This window comes from Sulfurospirillum diekertiae, from assembly GCF_011769985.2.
In the GTDB taxonomy this organism is placed as follows: domain Bacteria; phylum Campylobacterota; class Campylobacteria; order Campylobacterales; family Sulfurospirillaceae; genus Sulfurospirillum; species Sulfurospirillum diekertiae.
The window spans coordinates 2135081-2157839 of record NZ_CP039734.2; the positions used below are offsets into that span (position 1 = coordinate 2135081).

The following is a 22759-nucleotide window of genomic DNA, read 5'->3' on the forward strand; positions in this document are numbered from 1 at the left end:
TAGTCTTGTCTAATTTTTATTATGTAAAAGTTTTTTTGTCATTATATAAGTTATTGGCAATAAAATGATTGTTACGACAATTGGTGCAAATCTTTTATCAATATCTATATTTTCTACTATCACACTCAATAACAATGCTCCTAAAATATATTGTACTAAATATATGAGAGGGAAGAGAACAGATTTTTTTATTGAATGGTGAGATTCAAAAACATACTTTATATTTAACCAATATGAAAAAGCTATCCCAAATATAAAAGATATTGCATAAGAGATCTGATAATTTGTTATTAAAAGTAACAAAAGATAGCACATGTAAGAAAGTACTGTATTAATAATACCTGCTCCAAAAAACTTAAATAATTTATTATTTTTTAAGTTTATCATTAAATTCTTCTACAGATAATATTATAGACAATGGTCTTGCTTTAGTGTTTTCATACGTTCGCCAAGCATAAGAGCCGATAATACCTAACCCAAAAAGATTGATAGCGCCAAAAAAACCTGTCGCTAAAAATGTAGCCGTATATCCTTGAACAGCAATGAGCCCCATGAGTTTTGATATGAATGTAACAAACCCCGTAATACCAAAAAAAACAATACCTGCAGCACCTAATCTCGTCAGCATTTTGATAGGTAAATCCGTAAAAGAAAATATACTATCCATCATATAGGTAACTTTTTTCTTTAATGTCCAAGCTGAGACACCAAGTTGCCTTTCTTGTCTTTTATAGTAAACCTGTTTTCGTCTGAAGCCAAGCCAAAAGATTTGTGCTATCAATGACGAATGAGATTCATCAAGCTTTAGCAATTGATCTCTAAAAGCTTTATTACAACCGAAGACATCTATACCACCTGATGGCATTTCATGTACAATATATTTTTTATAAAAATTCCAAAAGAGATTCGAAGCTAATTGACTAAGGAAAGGATCGGCTCTTCCATCTCTTGTTCCAATCGCAACATCAATAAGCTCATTTTTTAGAGATTTAAAAAATTCTATTGCAAGCTCAGGAGGTTCTTGCAAATCTGCGGCCATCACAGCAAAAAATTCTCCAGACGCTGCTTGAAGACCTGCTCTAATCGCAGGGAAAGAGCCAAAATTCTTAGATAACAGTATAAGTGTAGAACTAAATAGCTCATTAGTTAAGCTATGCTTTAATATTTCATAAGATCTATCAGGACTACCATCCACCACAAAAATCACTTCCAAATCATTTGAAAGCTCAGTGTCCATCTTTTTAAGAGCTTCTAGTAAACTAGGTATATTTAATTCATTTTTATATACTGGGATGACAAGTGAATTTGTTATCATTATATTTTCCTTGTGATCAACTTATAATTAGCTTTTTTTGCTAAAAACTTGCCAACTTGATTCATTGGATTTTCTATGAATTTGTTAATCATAAAACAAAAGACAATTAATATCGCTAAAATAATCAGTTTATTATCAGTGTAAAAATACTTTCCTATATAAACCCATAAATAATTATGAAATAAATAAATAGAATATGTTAAAGCAGATACCTTCATCAATAGTCTATTGAATTTAAAGTTTTCTAATTTTTCTCGTAAGAGCCAAAAAGATATGAATACTATAAACCCAACAATTGCGAAATTTGTGGTAAGCCACCCTTTTTGAAAATCATTAATCATACTAAAATAATTTTCAAACAAAAAAACGACAAATAAAAGAGTACTAACAAGATTTATTTTTTGTTTTTCATATAGATAAATTACTGATCCTAAAAATAGGAATGGAAAATAAATTGTAAAATATCCTACAAATAATTTATCTGGGAATGGTGCTATATACTTTAGGGAAAGTGTCAAAACAACAAATATAGCCAATAGAAAATAGCCATTATTTTGCATCTTCAACCATCCAATAATTACCATAAATAGGTAGAATATTATTTCGACTCTCAATGTCCATTCAACACCAGCTAAAGCATATGGAGTATTAAAATAATCACCAAAAAGACTCATTTGTATTAAGATTTTCGATATATCAAAAAGTTGGTTATTCGTAAAATATCCTAATGAATTTTCTAAAATTATAGCTACTATAAGTAAAGGATAAATTCTAAAAAATCTTTTTATCAGAAATTCAATGGGCTTTTCCAGTTGTATTACATGTAAAATTATATATCCGGATATCATAAAGAACGTAATCAATCCAGCACCTCCCCCTTGGAAGAGGGATACGGCGACATTTGAAATATATTGCTGTGTAATATGTGGTTTTTATACATTGCTAATATACTTGTGATTTCTGCAAAAAATTTATGTCCAATTAAAACGCTCATAAAAGCAAATATTCTTAAATAATCCAAAAAAATTATTCTATTGCTACGTTTATTTGTAATCATTTAAAATCTTCACTATTAATTTACTATCATCTAAACTCTGTACTCCGCTTATAGGTAAACTCAAGACTTCATCATGTATTTGTTCACTAATGGGATAGCTTTCACTATTCCACTCCCTATAGGCTACTTGTTTATGCGGAGGAATTGGATAATGAATAAGCGTTTGGATTCCATTATCTGCCAAATATCTTTGTAGTTCACCTCTCTTTTGTGTCCTTATTACAAAGAGATGCCATACATGATGATCTTTACATGTAATAGTTGGCAGAATTATATTTTTATTTATAATATTTTCAAGATAATACGTTGCTACTTCTCTTCTTTTTCTGGTTTCATCATCCAAGTACTTTAGTTTCACTCGCATCATTGCCGCTTGTATCTCATCGAGACGACTATTAATGCCTTTATAAAGATTTTCATATTTCTTATGACTCCCATAATTTCCTAATGCTCTGACCGCTTGAGCTAATTCATCGTCATTGGTGGTCACAGCTCCTCCATCACCCAATGCTCCCAAATTTTTTCCAGGATAAAAACTAAATCCACTGGCATCGCCCAGATTGCCGCTTCGTTTATTCCCAAAATACGCACCATGTGATTGAGCAGAATCTTCTATCACTTTTAGGTGATATTTTTGGGCTATTTCATTTATCTTATCCATTTTGCACGTCTGCCCATAAAGGTGAACGGGTAATATGGCTTTTGTTTTTGAAGTTATGTTTGCTTCTATTTTTGTTGGGTCAATCAAATATGTATTAATGTCAGGTTCTACCAAAACTGGTACCAAATCATTTTGAGAAATCGCCAAGATAGATGCAATGTAAGTGTTTGAAGGTACTATCACTTCATCGCCATTGTTTATTACTCCAAGTTTTTTATATGCTCGGAGTATCAAAATAAGGGCATCAAGGCCATTTGCAACACCAATTGCATGTTTGGTACCACAATACTTAGCAAACTCTTTCTCAAACTCTTTATGCTCATTCCCTTGTATATACCAACCGCTGTCTATTACCCTCGTGCAAGCTTCTATTAATTCTGCTCTATACTGAGCATTTATACCTTTTAAATTTAAAAATGGAATCATGATTTCCTCTTATGAATTCAAATATTATATTTGATTTAGGTTGGATTTAGAACGAACATAATCAATAATATTATTTATTGTATTTAAATCTTCCAAATCTTCATCTGGAATTTTTATACCAAAAGTTTCTTCTATAACTAAACAAATATTTACAAATTCTAAAGAATCAATCCCTTGCTCAACTAAAGATTTATTGACATCTATTTTTTCAACGTCAATTACAACATCAGCCAAAACTATAAGCTTTTTGATATTTTCTATACTTATTTCCATTTTATTCTCCTTGTAATTTACTTATTTCTAATATTGCACTAGCCCAAGACAACCCTACGCCAAAGCCTGAAATGACAATAGTTTTACTTTTATTTTTATATATCTCTTTCTCTAAAATAATAGGAATGGAAGAAGAAATAGTATTACCATAATCATATATATCAAATGGTACTTTATCCTCTATAATCTGTAGCCTTTTACGTATAGTATCGACTATATATTTACTACCTTGGTGAAAAATATATTGATCAATATCTGTTTCTTGAAGTAAATTTTTTTTAAGAAACTCACGAATATGATTTGGAACTATAGTAGCCGTAAAATTAAATACAGCTCGGCCATTCATAAAGAGCTTATCTTTACACAAAAGTTCTTTATAATCTTTACCACTTGTTCCAAAGCTAAAATCTTTTGGAATCAACTTCCCCTCTTCTGTAATATAGGTGACGCTTGCGGCATCCCCAAACAGCAAACAAGTATTTTTATCTTCAATATCAACGATTTCAGAGTAAGGATCAGCTGTAAAAAGAATGCCTTTTTTGAGTTGGTTACTTTTCATGAATGACATGATGATTGAAAGTCCATAGACATATCCACTACATCCTAAAGAAACATCAAAACAAGCGCATTGAGAAGATAATTCAAGTTTACCATGTACAATAGCGGATGTATGAGGAATTTTGTAATCTGGATTTTGTGTAACAACGATACAACAATCAATTTCTTCTTTTTTAATTGCTAATTTATTTATTAGCTTAGAATAAGCCTCAACACATAAATCCGAAGCTTTTTGATAGTCTTCTTTAATTCCATGACGTCTCACGCCTATTTTGTTTTCAATAAAATCATCTTCAAGTGCAAACTGCTTTTTTTTATCATAATTTGATATTTTTTTTTCTGGTAAATAACTTGCAATTTCTTGAATGCCTAACATCTGTATACCTTTTCAATAATTTTATTTTTTACATAATCCAAATGATTTTACTAGAAATATTTACGGTATTTCTCTTTTGTTATTTCATAATCATTTTTTTTGAAATCAAATAACAATGCACTTCCATTTTCACCAATGATTTTTGCACCAAATCTTTGGTGAAAAGCTATAACTTTATCATTTCTTTTTTGTACTTCAAAATGCGAATTTTCAAAATTTAGTTCATAAAATCCAAATTCATATATTTGTAAAGCCGATTCGATAGCGGTTGTCTTTGGCGCATCTTCTTTTATAAGCCAACTTCCCCAGGAAAAAGAATTATGTTGAAAATCATATATTCTTACAAGCCCTAATTTTTCTTTGTCTTTTGATTCAATCACAAAATAAAATTCTTCTTTTTGATTTTCTCTTTGTTTATAATTTATTATCCACTCTTTTTGAGTCTCAATTGTGCCTGTTACGACTGAAAGATATTTTGTTTTAGTTTTGTTTTGTCTCATTGTAAATACAAATTCTGCATCTTCTACTTCAACTGTTCTCATAATTATATTTTTTCCAACTAACATCATTTTATTACATCCATGAATTTACTATAATCAGTTATATAATCACTTGCATCATAATATGAATCTGCCAAAACCAATAATACACAATCATCACTAAAGTCATGCATACATCCCCAAATCAAGGCATCTTGAAAGAGTCCAATATTTGGTTTATCTAAATTAAAAGTCTCTTTTATCTTTCCATTATCTAAGGTCACTTGACAACCACCATGCACTGCAACTAAAAACTGTTTTGTTTTATAATGTGAATGATTTCCTCTTGGAACTCCTTTTTGTGTTCCATAGATATAAAAAACTCTTTTTATATCAAAAGGAACTTGCTTATTCGTTTCAAGAGCAATTAATTGACCTCTGTGGTCTCCTAAGATTTTGAATTCTTGAATATTATCATACATCGATAGCCTTTTTTATAAAATTTAGAATATTGTTTTTTGTGCATTAATAAATGATGATACATAAAAAGCCATTATCAAATAAAGAGTGAACCCCAAGATTACTAATTTATTTGTTTTATACTTATATAGTGTAAAAAATGCAAAAGGTAATAAAATCGTTATAATTGGTAAAGAAAATCTATTTTCTACTGCACTGATAGCGATAACACTCAATGAACCTAATACCACCAATGGAATCATGATAAATAGCATTACATTAAATTCTCTTATCGCATTCTCACTATTACAATATTTTAGACTTGATCCATATCCAATTACTCCAAAATATAAAATAACTTGACTATAGAAAAATAAAAAAATACTATATTTTGGATTAATATTATATATATATGGAAACAAATAATTATAATCAAAAGCACTAAATATGTGGAGGCCTATAGTTTTTAAACCAGCAATTGGATTTATCCAATACCACTCTAGTCCTAAAATATCTGAAGGCTTGAATAAAGGATTAGTATACAAAAGTGCTCCTGTTCCAATATTTGTGCAATTTGCAGCAGCTTTTAAATATTGTATGCCCCAATTAATCTGTTCGCTGCCTAAATTTCGTGCTGGAAGAAATGAGACTATATCAAAATACGTATAGTTTATATATATTTGCGGTACGACTGCAACAAAAAAACCTAAAAAACAAAAAGCTCCTATGGCTAAATAATTATTTTTTATTCCATCTTTATAACGAAAATAACAGTATGACACAATAAGTACAGGGATAAGAATTATTATATGTATATTGGCAGGTCGAATCATAATAGAATAACCAACAAGAAACCCAAAGATAAAAAAATACAATGTATCTATTTTTTTTTGAATTAACAACAATATTTTCATCATTGTATAAATTATTGAAAGCCATATAATAATAGAAAAACCGTCTGATGCCGACATCATTAAATAAGGGAATAAAAAAATATTCGAAAATAAACCTACTTGAATATATTTTGTAAATTGTGGATATTTTATACCCACGATATTTGAAATTGCTATGGATAAGGAGAAATAAAGCAACAACTGAACAAAGATCACGGCTTCTCTTATGATAGATTCTTCAAAAATTTGATAAAAAAGTGATAAAAACAATGGATACCCGTACAGTCTTGTAATAGAATACTGTGTTGGATAAAATATGCCATTCTCGAAATAACTTTTAGCAATTTCTAAATAGGAAAGGGCATCCCAACGAGGTGGATAATTTAATTGATAAATATAAACAAATGCTAAATAAACTATTAAAACACTAAAAGATAAGATTCTATATATTGTCATCTACACATTAGCCTTATATTTTTGCAGATACCAAACAATTGTTTTAAGAATCCCACTTTCAAAGTTCTCTTCCGCAGCCCAACCAAGCTTTGTTTCGATCTTGGTCGCATCAATGGCATAACGTCTGTCATGCCCTGCTCTATCTTCAACAAAACTGATCTGTTCTTTATACGATGACTCTTTGGGTTTAAGACTATCCAGTATCTCACAAATCTTATATGCGATATAAAGGTTATCTCGCTCATTGCGTCCACCGATATTATAGGTCTCTCCAGAGATTCCTTCATGGAAGACCAAATCAATTCCTTTGCAATGATCTAAAACATAGAGCCAATCACGGATATTTTTACCATCCCCATAAATAGGAATTTGTTGATTGGAAAGTGCTTTTCGTATGATGGTGGGAATTAGTTTTTCATCGTGTTGTTTAGGACCATAATTATTGGAACAATTCGTAATGACCGTATTCAACCCATAGGTATGATGATACGCTCGTACAATCATATCACTGCTTGCTTTACTGGCAGAATAAGGAGAATTCGGTGCATACGATGTACTCTCTGTAAATAAGCCACTTTCTCCAAGTGTACCATAGACTTCATCGGTAGAGATATGATGAAAACGACATCCTTCATATCCTTCTTTCAGCATAAAGGGTTTTTCCATCCACACTTTATAAGCCACATCAAGAAGCGTAAAGGTTCCATTGACATTGGTTTCGATAAACACACCTGGATTTTTAATGGAGTTATCCACATGTGACTCAGCCGCAAAGTGAATCACACCTTCAATCGTGTATTTTTCAAACAAAGACTCGACCAGAGCCCTATCACAAATATCCCCTTGAACAAAGGTGTAATGCTCATTTTCATCTACTTCTGTGAGGTTATCTAAATTACCAGCATAGGTTAAAAGATCCAAATTGATCAAATGATACTCTGAATACTTTTCCAAGAAATAAGGTACAAAGTTTGAGCCGATAAAGCCTGCGCAGCCCGTGACAAGAATGTACTTTTGACTCATTTAACCAACTCCTTCAAATACGCTCCATATCCATTTTTACTGAGAGGTTTTGCAATCTCTAAGACTTGCTCTTTCGTGATCCAGCCATAATTATAAGCGATCTCCTCCAAGCAAGCAATTTTAAAACTCTGACGCTTTTCAATCGTTTGGACAAACATTCCAGCTTCCAGCAAACTATCATGTGTTCCCGTATCGAGCCAAGCAAAACCACGTCCCAAAACTTCCACTTGAAGGTCGCCTCGTTTGAGATAGGCTTCGTTCACCGAGGTAATCTCAAGCTCTCCACGCTCACTTGGCTTTACAGCTTTGGCGATCTCAATAACACTGTTGTCGTAGAAATAAAGACCCGTTACGGCAAAAGGTGATTTGGGGTTTTTGGGTTTTTCTTCAATGCTAATTGCTTTTTGATTTTCATCAAACTCAACCACACCAAAACGCTGTGGATCTTTGACCTGATACCCAAAAACAATCGCACCCGATTTTAATTGTGCAGAACTCTGTAACAATGGTGTAAAACCTTGACCGTAAAAGATATTATCACCTAAGATCAAACAGACACTATCATTCCCGATAAACTCCTCACCTAAAAGAAACGCTTGTGCCAATCCATCGGGACTGGGTTGAATTTTATACGAAAGTGAAATACCCCAATGAGAACCATCTCCAAACAGATCTTCAAATTTACCAATATCCTGAGGGGTTGATATAATCAAGATCTCTCGAATCCCAGCAAGCATCAAAACAGACAATGGATAATAGATCATTGGTTTATCGTAAATCGGCAACAACTGTTTGCTAATCGTTTGCGTCACAGGATAAAGCCTCGTTCCACTCCCTCCGGCTAGGATGATCCCTTTCATGTTAATTCTCTCCTAAAATATTTTTTATCAAGCTATTTGCACTTTCATCCCATGTAAGCCAAGGCATTTCATCTGATTTTGGGTATTTCTCACTCTGATAAAGCGTCAACCACTCTTCAATAACTTTGGCTAATACTATAGGTGCATTGTCATTATCAAAGTAATATGCATAATTACTTGCAACTTCACGAAATACAAGGATATCTCTAGCGATAATCGGTATATTATGTTGTGCAGCTTCTATAAGAGGAAGTCCAAAACCTTCTCCTTCACTTGCCGCTATAAGACAAGTAGAAGCTTGATATATCTGCTCAAGATATTCATCACTAGTACTTTCTAACCAAAAGAGATGATGATTGAGTTGTTTATGGTGATGAAGTTTTTCAGATAAAATATCAACATTCCATCCTTCTTTACCAACAATAATTAGATTAATATCTATCTCTTTGTCCCAAAGTTCTTCAAATGCCATCAATGTTTGGTTGTGACCTTTTCGTGGTTCAACAGTTCCAACCATTAAAAAAGTGATTCTAGAGGTAATATGCTGGAGTATTGCTCCTGCATTCTTAGGCAGGCCCTTTGAAGGTAAGCTATTATCTAAATCTGCCCCTAAATGGAAATATTTTATATTTGGGACATTGCAAAGATTATTCCTTAATGTATCTATATGCTTTTTAACTTCATTTGCAACTGTATTGGAAATACACAATAGATTATCTGCAACTTGGCAAATTGTGTTTAGCCATTCTGTATGGTAAGGGCAAGAAGTAGGAGGAAAACAATGTGGTAAGGTAATAGGTAATATATCATAAATTACAAAATTAATATTTACCCCTCGCTGTTTCCACGTCTCAAACAACTTATATTGAATTGCTTCAGTAACAGCTGTATAGTAATCAAGCCCTAAAAATATATCTTTTGAAGATGGCTCAATCACCGTATCTGCGCGAGATATCAAATTTGGAATCAACGTATACATAAAAGTATGGGCTACTCGATAATGCCAATAGCCCCCTTTATCCGTTAAATAAACTGGAATAATTTTATATTTTTTTAAAGGCATTTTTAACAACGCAAGTAAAATAGAACGCACTACTCTTTGTATACCTGTTTTAAGATCATGAATTGCAACGGCACTAATATCTACATATAGGGAAGGTGTTTTATTATACCTAGTATCTAACTCAAATTGCTTTGCAAGGTTACTTAGATCATCATTATTAGGAATTATTCCATTTGATATGTTTCTACTATAAAATTGCTCTAAACTGACTTCTTGATTTGATGAAATAGAAATTTCCTGAATTATTTCTTGTATTTTTTTTACTACCACTTGAGGGCTATGTTCCCTTAAAATTACTTCTTGTGCATTCGTAGAAAGTATCTTCGCAAAACCTGTATTTTCATACAAAGCATTCATTGCATCAACTAATTCTTGATCTTCAAAGTCATCTTTCAGTTTTAAAACAGAATTATTTGGTAATTCTTGCATAGAGCCATTAGTGTTCACAATCGTTGGTATACCATGAGCCATACAATCTAAGACTGCACGACTAGTTTCACCTCTACTTTCGGAGCGTAATTGAATAGCTATATTTGTCTTATTTAATATCCTTTGGTACTCTTCATTCTCAACAAATCCAGTTATTGTAATATTTGGAACAGCCTGTATCATAGTTTTTATTTTTTGCCCATATTCATCATTAGATGTTGACCCAACAAATAAAAGTTGATTATTAGAATTTTTTCCTATTTCTGATGATTGCCAGACAGATATAATTCTATGAATAAGCTTTGATTGTATAATATGCCCAAATGAACAAACCAAAAAATTTTCATTATTCCTATAAGCGCGATTATGTTCATCTATAATTCTATGAACTTGAGGCAAGATATATATCTTATGGTTAAATTTATCTCCATACCATTTCAATGATAAATTTTTAGCGTAGCTAGAATGGACAATGATTCCTTTTGCCATTTCAAATAGTAGATTATTTAAAGGAAACTTTTTAATAGCCCACTCTATTCCTTTTTGTTTTTCTAGGTATGGTGCCATATATCCATATTTGTCAATTAACATTGCATCCCATATAGGATCTGTCCAAAAGCAATTATTATGCATCCAACGAACAAGGTGACCCAAATAAAAATCATGTAATACAACAATACCAGGGAAATCTTGTATTAATTCAAACATATATGCATGGTATGGGCTATTTCCCATTTGGTAAATAACTATATTATATAGATTAAAATTGACTTTAAAATACTCTACTGTCTGGAAAGAACACAAATTATCAAAATATTTATCATTCTCTTTAACAATAATATCAATATAATAATGCGCACACAATTCAGGTAAAAGCTCCGCAACATAGTCAGCTATTCCTGTACGATCTGGAGGGAATGGAGTTACTATAGCCATCTTAGGTTTTAAAGCAGTTGTGTCTATTTGTTCATTTTGATTCAATAGTGATTTATTTGTGTCATTATTACGGATTTGAATTAGGCGATCAAAAATTATCTGTGCCTCAAAAGATAACTCATCTCGTTCATGTTGAAGAACCATTATTTCTGAGGGTTCAGAAGGCAAGAGTGTAAGTGCTTTTAATTTTGTTTTCATGCTTGGAAATAAATTTAAAATTTTTACAATTTGAGATTTTAAAGATTGGTGAGCATTTATATAATCAACACACGTAATAAGTTTTTGCTTTAACACTCTTCTTGGCCTACTGGTTGGTGAAAATGTCAGCCAATGATATGAGCCTCTAACAAACCATCTTGCAAATTTTCTAACCAGTCGAAAAGATTTAGTGACTTTCCATGAATTACTACTTTCAATCATATGATAATATTGCCATGCTTTGTTGGAATTGTCTTCTGCTTGTTCAGCTCTTTGGAAAAATGCCTCTGCTCGTACATTCGCTTCATGAACATTCTGTTCAGCCTGAGCAACCCTCTCATTCGCTTCTGCTGCCATCATCTCTGCTTGTTCAGCTCTTTGGAAAAATGCCTCTGCTCGTACATTCGCTTCATGAATATTCTGTTCAGCCTGAGCAACCCTCTCATTCGCTTCTGCTGCCATCATCTCTGCTTGTTCAGCTCTTTGGAAAAATGCCTCTGCTCGTACATTCGCTTCATGAACATTCTGTTCAGCCTGAGCAACCCTCTCATTCGCTTCTGCTGCCATCATCTCTGCTTGTTCAGCTCTTTGGAAAATGCCTCTGCTCGTACATTCGCTTCATGAACATTCTGTTCAGCCTGAGCAACCCTCTCATTCGCTTCTGCTGCCATCATCTCTGCTTGTTCAGCTCTTTGGAAAAATGCCTCTGCTCGTACATTCGCTTCATGAATATTCTGTTCAGCCTGAGCAACCCTCTCATTCGCTTCTGCTGCCATCATCTCTGCTTGTTCAGCTCTTTGGAAAAATGCCTCTGCTCGTACATTCGCTTCATGAACATTCTGTTCAGCCTGAGCAACCCTCTCATTCGCTTCATGAGCTTGGTGCTTAAATAATAATAAATTGTTTCTAGATATTTCAATGGCATTATCAATTGCTTCACCGTATATTGTCATGCCTGCAGAATAATCAGAGACTAAATCAAAGTTTTCTAATAATTCTTTCAACTTTTCGAAACTAATTACATCTAGACCTAAATTGAAAAAATTGAAAAATACACTTTTATAAGGCTCTGGTAATGTGCTCATATCAAATTTATCAGCTCTAAAGAAACCAGGTATAATGGTTTTATGACCCAAGACTTCTCGTACAAATGTTAAAAACGATAAATATTTATCATATGGCCATTGACAGTCTTGTTCTTTTTTTGAAATAGCGCCATAATCAATTAAGCATGCAGAAGTATCCTCTCTAATCAACACATTCCATGTTCGTATATCATTATGATACAAACCACAGGACTCTAAAGCTACAACTTGATTCAAAATATCCTTAATAATTTGGTCTGCATTATAAAGCTCATTTTTATCAATAATATCACATAGTAATTTGCCTCTTATCGTTGTACGAACGATCCATGCCTCATTTTCACTTTGCTCGTAATGTAAAATTTTTGGCAAACTATCCCAAAGAGCAGAATATTTTTTTAAAAAATCAACTTCATTTTCATATTCTATATGATTCAGTTTATATCTATTTTGGTTATCAAATAAGAACAATTTTGTTATTTTATCTTCACTCATAAAATATTGACGTGTATTTTCATGCGTACCATTTGCATACAAATGTGGATTTTTATTTGTCTTATTAAATTGCTCTACTATGTCGTCAAACATCCAATAGACATTACTAGCTACATACATTGGTCTACAAATAAGTGAAAGATGTGTAGAAAAAGAAGTTATTTGACGGACAAAACAAAAACCATCTAAAAGGTCTCTTGTTTTTTCAGCTTGAGCATTCGCCCAATATAGTGGTTCATTTTTTAATGCAATTTCAAAGATTCCTAAAGTAACCTTAGAAGCCAAATTTTCTAATAATTTTTTTGTCCAGTCAAGCCCATGTTCATACACTATATGATGAAATACACTTAAACCCAAAACTAAATCATATTGATTTATAGCCAATTTTTCTATGACTTCTTCAATTTTGCCAATTTCAAAGTTCACTTTTAACTTGGCATTTTCTTTTGCTAATGATTGACATACCGCAATGTTTTTATCTAAATAGTCTATACCTAATACAGTTGCGCCACAAGTAGCTAACGAAAGACTAAAGTAGCCTTGTGCACAACCAAGATCCAAAACCTTCAATGGTCTTTTTAACTTATCTTCTAATTGTCGATAAATTTTTTCAATATATGTCCATCTATCTTCACAATCTCTAGAAACCGCTTCTGATAATTCAGGATGATTAAAAATTGGTTGATAAATTTCAGGTAGCGCTGCTACAATATCTTCAATTTTCACATTATTCTGCATTTTCAATAACCTCAAATTTTGCATTAAGATCCATTATCCCCCAAAAAGATACAGATCGATCTACACAAATCATAATAGAATCATATCTTCTATCTAAAGGTTCAAGATTTTCTTGAGGTCCTGTTGCAACTCCAAATGAAACTAAATAATGTCCGGAATTTAGAGACATTGAAAGAGAAAATTTAAATATCTTGATATCACCTCGTTCAACTTCCATAATCTCTTTCCCATAACTAGCAATATAAGAATTTGTTCCATATAGAAATACCCCGTCAAGAGTTTTAATCAAAAAACCGATTGTGAGGTCGTGAAAAGAACTATCAAAATGAACTTTTACATAAAAATCTGTGAGAGCGTTGCTCTCAAGCTGCTGTGGAAATTCTTTTTCATTCGAAACAATAGAGTAATCTATAATTTTAGCGCCACCATTTCCCCATCGATATTCTTCTTTCCTATAGCCAAATCGTGTATGAAAAATATCATCACAGCTATTAGTATTGGTCAAATGGTTTTTTATCTGTTGTTCATGCAAATTCTGAACCATTTTTTTGGACTTACCAAATAACTCATCAAAATAAAGGTTACTTACATCTTTGGGTGAACCATCCATGATTAACAACCCTTTTTTGAGAAAAACTGCTCTATCGCAATGTCGCACAATATCATTAATGGAATGGGTTACAAGTAAAAGGGATGTTCCTTTTTTCTTAAATTCTATAATTCGTTCGTAACATTTAGCTTGGAAATAAGCATCCCCCACAGATAATGCTTCGTCTACTATTAATATATCGGGTCTAAATGCTGTTGCTACGGCAAATGCCACACGAGCTTGCATACCACTACTATATGTCCTTACCGGCTGTTCAAAGTATTCTCCAATATCCGCAAAGCTTTCTATTTCTTCTATAACACCATCAATCTGTTCCAATGAGTAACCCATAAGCCCTGCAGAATGGTAAGCATTTTGTCGCCCAGTAAGATCTGGGTGAAATCCCATTCCAAGTTCAAGTATGGCAGCAATTTTTCCTCGTACCGCTACGCTACCTTTTGAAGGCTTAAGTGTACCTGTGATAATTTTAAGAAGGGTACTTTTACCTGCGCCATTTTGTCCAATGATGCCTATGGCTTCACCAGAGGCAATTGAAAAATTAATATCTTGCAATGTCCATGTTTCATGTTCTGGTTTTAAATCTATTCCAAACCATGATAGCACTCTATCGAATTCGCTATTATAGGCACGATACGCTTTTCCAACACCCACTACTTCTAATATAGGTTCTTGTATCATAGAGCATCCGCCATTTCTTCATTAGCACGAAAGTACATAAATAGAGCCAATATTATCGAAATACACGCTAGAATAATAGGGTACGTTAATGTACTAAGATCGATTGATCTGTCATAGACTAAGATGTTTTGATATCCCTCAATGATGCCTGTCATCGGATTATAATAAAAAAAATTCCTATATTCTTCAGGAAGCGTATCGGCTACATAAACAATGGGTGTTAACCAAAACCAAAACTGCATAAGGATAGGCACAATTTGCCCAATGTCTCGCATAAAGACGTTAATGATACCAAGCATTAAGCCAAATCCTAGAGCTAAAGCCAAGGTGACAAACATAAGAAGAGGCAACCATAAAAGCTGTAATGTAGGTATGTGTCCTAAAATTCCAAAAACAATCAAAATAGCCCCGAGAAGAAGAATATTGTTAACCAAGACACTACCAGTAATAATCAAAGGGAGTGTGATTTTAGGAAACGCTATTTTTTTAATAAGATTACTATTATCTACAAAAATAGTGATGCATCTTCCAAAAACTTCCGAAAACAAAGACCAACCCAACATACCTGCCATAAGATAGATAGCATAAGCAAATTGGCTGTCTATATTGGGGAGTTTTGCTTTGAGCACAGCCGATAAGACTAAAGCATAAATAGCTACCTGTGCAAGTGGATGTAAAATCATCCAAACACCACCTAAACTACTACGCGCAAAACGTGAACGAAACTCTGTTTTGATAGAACTAATAATAAAAAATCGATATGCCCATATGGCTCTTAATTGCTTCATATTCTATTGTACTCGTCTTCTATACGGATTATGTCATCTTCACCTGTGTATTCACCAACTTGTGCTTCTATAAGCACGATAGGAATTTTGCCATCATTAATAAGACGGTGCACTTCTCCCATTTTGATATAAGTCGATTCGTTTGGGCGTACAAGCCTTGTCTCTTCACCCACAGTAACCGTTGCAGTACCACTTACAACGATCCAATGCTCGCTTCTATGAAAATGTTTTTGTAAGCTAAGACGTTTACCAGGATTAACAACAATGCGTTTTATCTTATAACCAGGTGTATCTTCAAGTACCGTGTAGGTTCCCCATGGACGGTGCGCTGTGAGATGAATGTTGTGAATCTCTGTTTGTCTATTTTTAAGTTCAGCAACGACTCTTTTGACTTTTTGAGATGAACCTTTTTTTGAGATAAGCAATGCATCAGGGGTATCAACAATAATGAGATCTTCTATATCTACTGTAGCAATAGCTCTACAGCTTGGTACAATAAGATTGTTTTTACTGTCAACATTAATATATCGTTTGTAAAGCGTGTTACCATCATCGTCTTTAGGAAATTCCTGATAGAGCGCATCAAAACTTCCTACATCATTCCATTCGATATCACCAGCCGTAACAACTTTTACTTTTTTACTTTTTTCCATCACAGCATAATCAATGCTGTCTTCGGGGATAGCTTGCATATCTTCAAGTGCTATTCTAAATTCAGAATCGTTCGTGGTGAGTTTTTTTTCAAAAGCTAATTTACATGCATCATAAATAGCAGGAGAGTGTTGATGCAACTCTTCTAAAAACACTCCTGCTTTAAAGCAAAACATACCACTGTTCCAAAAATAATTTCCAGCTTTTAGATATGCTTCTGCGGCTTCAAGATTTGGCTTTTCATGAAACGCTTTGACATTTTCACCGTCTGCTTCAATGTAGCCAAATCCAGTCTCTGCAAATGCCGGTGTAATGCCAAACGTTACTAAAAAATCTTGTTGCGCTAATTTTTTTGCACGTTCAGCAACATGCTTGTACGCTTCATGGTTTTTAATAAGATGATCGCTTGGTGTCACAAGGACAATCTCTTCAGCATTGAGGGCCATACATGCTAATGCAATAGCTGGTGCAGTATTTCTTGCTATTGGCTCAAGTAAATAATGTGATTCTGTCACTCCTACTTCATTAAGCTGATCTAATGCTAAAAAATATTGTTCAACATTAGAAACGATAAGTTGCTTAGAGCACAATTGCTTGTTGCGTTTTACTGTTAATTGAAAGAGTGATTGTCCATCAAAGAGGCGAATAAATTGTTTTGGCATCAATGTTCGACTAATAGGCCAAAGTCTTGTACCGCTACCACCACATAAAATCAAATTAACCATTATATATAACCTTTAGGATTTTTATTAAGGGGATACATATACTTTTATACATATATCTAAAATAACATAGTATCTTTTTAATAATAAGTTTAGTTTGACTATAAGTAATATGTAAAGAATAATTTTCTGTAAATAATAGAAATGTAGAATAGCTGTGCACTAAAACAGAGGAGTCAAACATAAGCTTTTTGCCTGTAATTTGCATTACACGTTTTAAAGATTCAAGTGAACTATTGGAAAAATTATCATAAACAGTAACATCAAATTCTGCGTTTAGTAGCTCTACGCAGGTATGGGAGCCTATGTATCCCGCTCCACCCGTTACCAAAACTTTCATAGTGTTTACTTTCCTGACCTAAAAAATTCTAGGTTTTATTACAAATGCACATTTTTGTTATTATTGTAAATGAATTGTAACAAGCTTCCACTTTATATTTTGTTAATTAGTTTTGATAATATCATTTTCCCGTACATCGCCTTATCTTTTTCACGTTACATGTAAGGAAAAATCCTTACATGCAAACATATTTAAATCTTCTCAATACGTACAGGAATAGCTTGCCTTGCGTTAGAACCGACCACAAAATCACTCAGCGTGGCGATGTTCAGGCGTGATACGTCGCTAAGACCCAGTTTATTGATATTGACACCACTTCGTCTGGCGATTCTGCCCTCTTTTAGCACGCCATCGATTTGCACACTTAAGCCTCCTTCACCAACTCTTCCACCACCATGTTCGATGCCGATGGAACTAGGATGTAACCCTTCACGAATACGACAAATGCCCTGCACGCTCCCCTCAGTTGAGCGTACCTCTACACGGTCTCCATGTGCTATACCATAGTTTTTTGCCGTTGTCGTACTAAGATCAACAAACGTGGTATAACGCGTATCGCGTAAACTCTCCACGGAGGCTGAGTAGGAAGAGAGCACATTGGATTTGTAACTAAAGGCTAAAAGATTAAAGTCTTTTGAATCCATATCAATTTTATTGCCCGTATAAAATCGTGGTGCATAATAACGAGGAACACCACTATAAGGCTCTCCATTCATAGAATTGAACGCTGTTCCTAGGCTCTGGTTGTAGATAGCAATCGGTTTTTTATAGGCATTACTCATTTTGTTGCCCTCATAAGCACTTGCTTTATCGGCAAAACGCCCGCCTCTGCTCATCACATACGCGACTCTTCGCCAGTTATCCGTGCAGATACGCTGCAACAAAGGAATGTACTCACCAAGTCCTGCAAGAGCGATCTCCTCATCACTTGCTTCAGGCGCAGGATTAGCGCCATCCATCGCCACATTTTCAAAAGCTCGCAAATAAAAATCTTCAGGCTTATCAAAATCAAACTTCGCATTCGCACCATTAATCGCATTTTTACCAAACCCTGCCAATCCAAGCGCTTTTCCAAGCTCGATCATAAAGCTGTCCATACTGATAGGCTCCCCGTTAGCAAATGCCGCATTGGGCGATTTTAAAATGGGGTAGCGAACATGCGTTGTTTTGGTGAGATGCCCCGCCCAAGGTGCTAATACGCCCCATGTCTCATACAATACCGAATCGGGCACGATATAATCCGCATAGCGACTGGTTTCGTTGATAAATGGATCAATCGCAACAAAAAGAGGAATCGCTTTGGCAGGGTCTTTCAGCAGTGGTAAAAGATGCTCACTCCCGCTTTGTCCATAGACAAAATTTGCATTCCAACTAATCAGTGCACCTAGTTTATAAGGATACGCGTTGGCACTGCTGTTAATAACCTCTGATTCAATGGCAGGGCTAAAAGGGAACCATGCATCTTTGGCAGGGTAAGGGTTGACGCCTTGCTCGACTTTACGTTTGTATTCGCTGGTTTTTTCATACGCCATTCTGGCTCTATCGATACGAGCACCAAAAGGTTTTTGCTTACCGGCATAGGCTAAAAGATTGTAACAGGCGCCATTAAAGTCTTTGAACTTTCCGCCACCCACACTCATACCGCCTTTGTAGTTGAGATTGCCCACGAGGGCTCCTAACATCATAATGGCATAGGTCGTGTAAAATCCCGTCGAGTGCATCGTTCCACCGTGGCAATCCACACCAACGCTTCTGCCATAGGAGGTAAATTCACGCGCAAGTTCTAGAATCGTTTTTTCATCCACGCCACTCTCTCTGGCATAAAAATCAAGAGAGTGCTCAAATGCCGCTTCCTTTAGCACTACAAAAGAGCTTTTTACCGTATATTTCACACCTTCTAGGCTTACTTCGCCTTCATACAAAATGTCAGCTTCCAAAACATTAGCGGCATTTTTAAGCACTCCATCGGTTTTATCAATGACATACACCGCTTTGGCAGCATCCACCAAAATCTCACCTTTTTTCGCCCCATCCATAATGATAAGATGTGACGCATTGGTAAAGCTCACCTCGTTCAATGTTTTTTGTGCAACATCACTTGGAATCGCAAGATAGGATTTTAAATAACGTTCTTCTTCAATAATCACACGAATCATTCCCATCACCAACGCCAAATCGCCACTAGGCTTGATGGGTAACCAACGTGAGCGATCCCCCACCGCAATCGAGTCACTGTTGGTTAAAATAGGTGTAACAATCACATAACGAAGTGATCCACTTGTTCGTCCTTTCGCAAGCAGCTTGGCTTGGCGTTTAAAGGGGTTTCCTGCTTGGGCTGGAGCGGTTCCAATGCTGAGTAAAAACTCGCAATGCTCAAAATCGGGCTTCATGTGGGGAGAGGCAGCAAAATCATCCAAATACGCTGCTTCACCTGCGCGCATCGAAAGCCCACAGATAGAGGTGTGTCCCATAAAATTAACCGTGCCAAAGCTTTGGACAAAGCGGTGAACCATGTAGTTTTGACGCCCTTCATCCGCCGTTCCTAGAACACAGAGTTTATTGGCAATGGGACCGTAATCTGGATTTTGCGCATCGATTAGAGTTTTGGTATCGGCTAACGCTTTCAGTCCTTGCACGTCGCCTTCACCAAAAAGATTGCCACCTTCACTGATCTCTTTAATAAGCTGTTCGATGGAAATACTCGCCCATTTATCTTCGCCTCTTTTGCCGACACGTTTAAGCGGCGTTGTGACACGGAAAGGATCTTTCAGTTTTTCATAGACGAGATTACCGCGCGAACATGCGGTTGAACGCATCTCTAAGCCACTCTCTTTCCAGCCAGACGTTGCTTTAAAACTCTCTATAAGAGGTGTTTTATAGGGTAGCCACGGATCACTTGAGAGCAAACTGTACGGATTTCCAAAGACACGCACCACTTCACCGCTTTTCGCATCGATCTTGACGCGCACCGAACAAAAGGTTGTACAGCCATTGCAGACACTTGGCTTGACTACAAAATCGTTTGAATGGGTGATAACACCCTCTTTTTGTGTGATTTCCGTAAGCGGTGCATTGCCATAAATCGCGTCTTTGGCTTTTTCTCCTCTTCGTTGCATCGTGATGGCTTTGCCCAGTGTCTCATGGTAACCACCCACCGCTGCACTTCCTGCAACGATACTTGTTCCGATTAAAAAATTTCTGCGTGATTTTTCCATGATTATCGATCCCCTTGTTTAACATAATAATTTGCCATCTCTTTATCCCAAGGAAAAAGCACCATCACCAAAGCGATCAAGGCGATCAATAAACTCCAGTTGGAAAGGACGGACACGGTGCTATCAAATCCTGAAAAATGCGGATGGTATTCGAGTAAAAAAGGTGTGGTTTTGCCAATGCTTTGACCGCCAATAACGGTATTCCAACGAAAAATCCACACACCAATAGCGGAGAGAATGCCTCCAAACAAAACCCATTTGAAAGAACGTGTAAGATAGCTTGTGAAGCCAATAATCATCGGCACAAAAAGACAAATGACGTAATCAACGATTAACACCTCCCAAAAATTTTCACCAAAGAAGAGTTTGAGCGCGTATTTTTCTTCACCGTTAAACGTAATGGCAAAGGTCAGCCAAAAGAAGCGAATCACAAGATCAATCACAATAAACCATGACAAAAGGCGTGCGAGTCGTTGCATCATCTCCATGTCGACTTGTTTAAAATCGGTGAAGAATTTTTGAAAAATTGGCAGTAAAATAATGAGCAATCCCGTTCCAGAAACCATCGCAGACGCTAAAAATAAAATAGGCATAAGAGGTGTGTGAAACAAAGGTATCGCATGCACAGCCCCTAAAATATAACCGGTGTATCCATGCACGCTCAGTGCCAAAGGTATACCAATCGCACCTAAAATAACGCCTAAATGGTGGTCTTTTTCGACTTGTTCTTGGCTACGAACGACCCCTTTTGAAAACCAAAAGTAAGGGCGGTAGAGCACTAAAGCTTCAACCAAAATCAATAAAGGATACGCGATCAATAACAACACACCCCATTTCATAGGCGATGTTGGGAAATTTTCCCAGCCATAGAAGAAAAAGTTGATGATGCGACCAGGTTGGCGAAGATCATCGATCAAGTTCATCGGTGCGGCTACAAGCAACACAAAGGCTAAAAGCAGTGAAAAGCCCGCGATAGGCTTATACTCTTTCATGCCAAAAACGTGCGCAAAACTGGAGATGATAAACGCTGCTGCTGAACTTCCAGTAAACCAAAAATAGTTAGGGATATCTATGCCCCAAGGACGATCGGGTGTGATCGTCGAGATCGTATGTAATAGTGCTCCAAAATCCATCTTATTCTCCTTTAGTGGACCACTCACGAGTAGTCGGCATCCCATCAATTTTTCGTGCCATATCATCCAACGCTTTAAGCGAATACGGCAATCCTTGAATTTCTCCACTGAGGGCGATGTAAAAGACACGCGGTTTGGTTCCACTAGCAGGCTTTAAAACCGTCGTTGGGAAGCTTGAAAGGAGTTTGGAAACAGCAGAGTGAGGGTCATTAAAATCACCAAAAACGCGCGCTCCTCCTACACAGCTCTCCACACACGCGGGCAATAAGCCGTGATCAACTCTGTGTGCGCACAGCGTGCATTTATCAGCAACATTGGTGATCGGGTTAAAGTAGCGTTTATCGTAAGGACAAGCATTGATGCAGTAGCCACAGCCCCAGCATATTTCATTATCGACCACAACGATGCCATCTTTGCGGACAAACGTCGCACCCGTGGGGCAAACACTCACACAGGAAGGCTCAGCACAGTGGTTGCAGAGTTGGGGTAAAAATGCCTTGTGTACATTGGGGTAACTCCCTAGTTCATACTCAGGCACATAGGTTCTAAATTTTTCATGGGGAACTTTGTTTTCGCTTTTGCAGGCACTCGTACAGGCTTGACACCCAACGCATTTGCGCAGATCGATCACCATTCCAAAACGCTTACCCTCTTGTCCGATATAGCGTTCATCGCCACGTTCTCGTCCAGGATTGGTCAAGCTCATAGCTTTCGCACTGGGGGCAGCAAGCACAGCGGCACCTAATAGGGCGGTTGCGCTTTTGACAAATCCCCTTCGGCTTTGTTGAGGCTCTTTTTCATCCATCATAACTCCTTTTGGTCTATTCCAAAAGCAATCATAA

Annotated in this window: 20 protein-coding genes; all 20 read right to left on the reverse strand. The window is 35.7% G+C overall.

The features are described from left to right. Window positions 1-9 precede the first annotated feature (9 nt). Window positions 10-387, reverse strand: coding sequence for a GtrA family protein (locus FA584_RS14920; protein WP_167749477.1), 378 nt, complete (start codon window positions 385-387; stop codon window positions 10-12). Next, complete coding sequence (locus FA584_RS10925; RefSeq protein ID WP_167749478.1) at window positions 368-1315, reverse strand: glycosyltransferase family 2 protein; 948 nt, start codon at window positions 1313-1315, stop codon at window positions 368-370. The genes FA584_RS14920 and FA584_RS10925 overlap by 20 nt, the downstream gene beginning before the upstream one ends. Further along, the gene (locus FA584_RS10930; RefSeq protein ID WP_245394670.1) at window positions 1315-2178 is read right to left on the reverse strand and encodes an acyltransferase family protein; all 864 of its coding nucleotides are present in this window, start codon (window positions 2176-2178) and stop codon (window positions 1315-1317) included. The genes FA584_RS10925 and FA584_RS10930 overlap by 1 nt, the downstream gene beginning before the upstream one ends. Before the next feature lie 180 nt (window positions 2179-2358). Then, window positions 2359-3459 (reverse strand): DegT/DnrJ/EryC1/StrS family aminotransferase, encoded by a 1101-nt coding sequence (locus tag FA584_RS10935; protein ID WP_167749479.1) that lies wholly within the window; start codon window positions 3457-3459, stop codon window positions 2359-2361. Between the two features lie 24 nt (window positions 3460-3483). Further along, the gene (locus tag FA584_RS10940; RefSeq protein WP_167749480.1) at window positions 3484-3732 is read right to left on the reverse strand and encodes an acyl carrier protein; all 249 of its coding nucleotides are present in this window, start codon (window positions 3730-3732) and stop codon (window positions 3484-3486) included. 1 nt (window position 3733) lies between these two features. Further along, complete coding sequence (locus FA584_RS10945) at window positions 3734-4666, reverse strand: ketoacyl-ACP synthase III (protein ID WP_167749481.1); 933 nt, start codon at window positions 4664-4666, stop codon at window positions 3734-3736. A gap of 50 nt (window positions 4667-4716) precedes the next feature. After that, window positions 4717-5235: a GNAT family N-acetyltransferase gene (locus tag FA584_RS10950; protein ID WP_167749482.1), complete on the reverse strand. Its 519-nt coding sequence runs from the start codon at window positions 5233-5235 to the stop codon at window positions 4717-4719. Then, window positions 5232-5627, reverse strand: a complete 396-nt coding sequence (locus FA584_RS10955; RefSeq protein ID WP_167749483.1) for a sugar 3,4-ketoisomerase — start codon at window positions 5625-5627, stop codon at window positions 5232-5234. Before FA584_RS10955 ends, FA584_RS10950 begins: the two co-directional genes overlap by 4 nt. A gap of 21 nt (window positions 5628-5648) precedes the next feature. Beyond that, window positions 5649-6953 carry a hypothetical protein gene (locus tag FA584_RS10960; protein ID WP_167749484.1) on the reverse strand — a complete coding sequence of 435 codons (1305 nt, stop codon included), beginning with the start codon at window positions 6951-6953 and terminating at the stop codon, window positions 5649-5651. Then, on the reverse strand, window positions 6954-7976 hold the full coding sequence (rfbB, locus tag FA584_RS10965; RefSeq protein ID WP_167749485.1) for a dTDP-glucose 4,6-dehydratase: 1023 nt from the start codon (window positions 7974-7976) through the stop codon (window positions 6954-6956). Then, window positions 7973-8836, reverse strand: coding sequence for a glucose-1-phosphate thymidylyltransferase RfbA (gene rfbA / locus FA584_RS10970; protein WP_167749486.1), 864 nt, complete (start codon window positions 8834-8836; stop codon window positions 7973-7975). Before rfbA ends, rfbB begins: the two co-directional genes overlap by 4 nt. A 1-nt stretch (window position 8837) precedes the next feature. Beyond that, a complete protein-coding gene (locus FA584_RS10975; protein WP_167749487.1) occupies window positions 8838-12029 on the reverse strand; it encodes a glycosyltransferase in 3192 nt (1063 codons plus the stop codon). Further along, on the reverse strand, window positions 12029-13780 hold the full coding sequence (locus FA584_RS10980) for a methyltransferase domain-containing protein (RefSeq protein ID WP_191342051.1): 1752 nt from the start codon (window positions 13778-13780) through the stop codon (window positions 12029-12031). Before FA584_RS10980 ends, FA584_RS10975 begins: the two co-directional genes overlap by 1 nt. After that, window positions 13770-15068 (reverse strand): ABC transporter ATP-binding protein, encoded by a 1299-nt coding sequence (locus tag FA584_RS10985; protein WP_167749489.1) that lies wholly within the window; start codon window positions 15066-15068, stop codon window positions 13770-13772. The genes FA584_RS10980 and FA584_RS10985 overlap by 11 nt, the downstream gene beginning before the upstream one ends. Continuing rightward, window positions 15065-15856, reverse strand: coding sequence for an ABC transporter permease (locus FA584_RS10990; protein WP_167749490.1), 792 nt, complete (start codon window positions 15854-15856; stop codon window positions 15065-15067). The genes FA584_RS10985 and FA584_RS10990 overlap by 4 nt, the downstream gene beginning before the upstream one ends. Further along, a complete protein-coding gene (locus FA584_RS10995; RefSeq protein ID WP_167749491.1) occupies window positions 15853-17232 on the reverse strand; it encodes a mannose-1-phosphate guanylyltransferase/mannose-6-phosphate isomerase in 1380 nt (459 codons plus the stop codon). The genes FA584_RS10990 and FA584_RS10995 overlap by 4 nt, the downstream gene beginning before the upstream one ends. Further along, window positions 17225-17569 carry an NAD-dependent epimerase/dehydratase family protein gene (locus FA584_RS14990; protein ID WP_167749492.1) on the reverse strand — a complete coding sequence of 115 codons (345 nt, stop codon included), beginning with the start codon at window positions 17567-17569 and terminating at the stop codon, window positions 17225-17227. The genes FA584_RS10995 and FA584_RS14990 overlap by 8 nt, the downstream gene beginning before the upstream one ends. A gap of 191 nt (window positions 17570-17760) precedes the next feature. Further along, window positions 17761-20784, reverse strand: a complete 3024-nt coding sequence (locus tag FA584_RS11005; protein WP_167749493.1) for a molybdopterin dinucleotide binding domain-containing protein — start codon at window positions 20782-20784, stop codon at window positions 17761-17763. 2 nt (window positions 20785-20786) lie between these two features. Continuing rightward, complete coding sequence (gene nrfD / locus FA584_RS11010) at window positions 20787-21917, reverse strand: NrfD/PsrC family molybdoenzyme membrane anchor subunit (RefSeq protein ID WP_167749494.1); 1131 nt, start codon at window positions 21915-21917, stop codon at window positions 20787-20789. A gap of 1 nt (window position 21918) precedes the next feature. Next, complete coding sequence (gene dsrO, locus FA584_RS11015; protein ID WP_167749495.1) at window positions 21919-22722, reverse strand: sulfate reduction electron transfer complex DsrMKJOP subunit DsrO; 804 nt, start codon at window positions 22720-22722, stop codon at window positions 21919-21921. Window positions 22723-22759: the final 37 nt, after the last annotated feature.

What these genes read in the sequence shown, in the direction of transcription:
- FA584_RS14990 (WP_167749492.1), bottom strand. Translation starts at nt 17,569, where the DNA reads ATGAAAGTTTTGGTAACGGGTGGAGCGGGATACATAGGCTCCCATACC.
- FA584_RS10940 (WP_167749480.1), bottom strand. Translation starts at nt 3,732, where the DNA reads ATGGAAATAAGTATAGAAAATATCAAAAAGCTTATAGTTTTGGCTGAT.
- FA584_RS10955 (WP_167749483.1), bottom strand. Translation starts at nt 5,627, where the DNA reads ATGTATGATAATATTCAAGAATTCAAAATCTTAGGAGACCACAGAGGT.
- FA584_RS11005 (WP_167749493.1), bottom strand. Translation starts at nt 20,784, where the DNA reads ATGGAAAAATCACGCAGAAATTTTTTAATCGGAACAAGTATCGTTGCA.
- rfbB (WP_167749485.1), bottom strand. Translation starts at nt 7,976, where the DNA reads ATGAGTCAAAAGTACATTCTTGTCACGGGCTGCGCAGGCTTTATCGGC.
- FA584_RS10945 (WP_167749481.1), bottom strand. Translation starts at nt 4,666, where the DNA reads ATGTTAGGCATTCAAGAAATTGCAAGTTATTTACCAGAAAAAAAAATA.
- rfbA (WP_167749486.1), bottom strand. Translation starts at nt 8,836, where the DNA reads ATGAAAGGGATCATCCTAGCCGGAGGGAGTGGAACGAGGCTTTATCCT.
- FA584_RS14920 (WP_167749477.1), bottom strand. Translation starts at nt 387, where the DNA reads ATGATAAACTTAAAAAATAATAAATTATTTAAGTTTTTTGGAGCAGGT.
- FA584_RS10925 (WP_167749478.1), bottom strand. Translation starts at nt 1,315, where the DNA reads ATGATAACAAATTCACTTGTCATCCCAGTATATAAAAATGAATTAAAT.
- nrfD (WP_167749494.1), bottom strand. Translation starts at nt 21,917, where the DNA reads ATGGATTTTGGAGCACTATTACATACGATCTCGACGATCACACCCGAT.
- FA584_RS10990 (WP_167749490.1), bottom strand. Translation starts at nt 15,856, where the DNA reads ATGAAGCAATTAAGAGCCATATGGGCATATCGATTTTTTATTATTAGT.
- FA584_RS10975 (WP_167749487.1), bottom strand. Translation starts at nt 12,029, where the DNA reads ATGGCAGCAGAAGCGAATGAGAGGGTTGCTCAGGCTGAACAGAATGTT.
- dsrO (WP_167749495.1), bottom strand. Translation starts at nt 22,722, where the DNA reads ATGGATGAAAAAGAGCCTCAACAAAGCCGAAGGGGATTTGTCAAAAGC.
- FA584_RS10985 (WP_167749489.1), bottom strand. Translation starts at nt 15,068, where the DNA reads ATGATACAAGAACCTATATTAGAAGTAGTGGGTGTTGGAAAAGCGTAT.
- FA584_RS10950 (WP_167749482.1), bottom strand. Translation starts at nt 5,235, where the DNA reads ATGATGTTAGTTGGAAAAAATATAATTATGAGAACAGTTGAAGTAGAA.
- FA584_RS10960 (WP_167749484.1), bottom strand. Translation starts at nt 6,953, where the DNA reads ATGACAATATATAGAATCTTATCTTTTAGTGTTTTAATAGTTTATTTA.
- FA584_RS10995 (WP_167749491.1), bottom strand. Translation starts at nt 17,232, where the DNA reads ATGGTTAATTTGATTTTATGTGGTGGTAGCGGTACAAGACTTTGGCCT.
- FA584_RS10935 (WP_167749479.1), bottom strand. Translation starts at nt 3,459, where the DNA reads ATGATTCCATTTTTAAATTTAAAAGGTATAAATGCTCAGTATAGAGCA.
- FA584_RS10980 (WP_191342051.1), bottom strand. Translation starts at nt 13,780, where the DNA reads ATGCAGAATAATGTGAAAATTGAAGATATTGTAGCAGCGCTACCTGAA.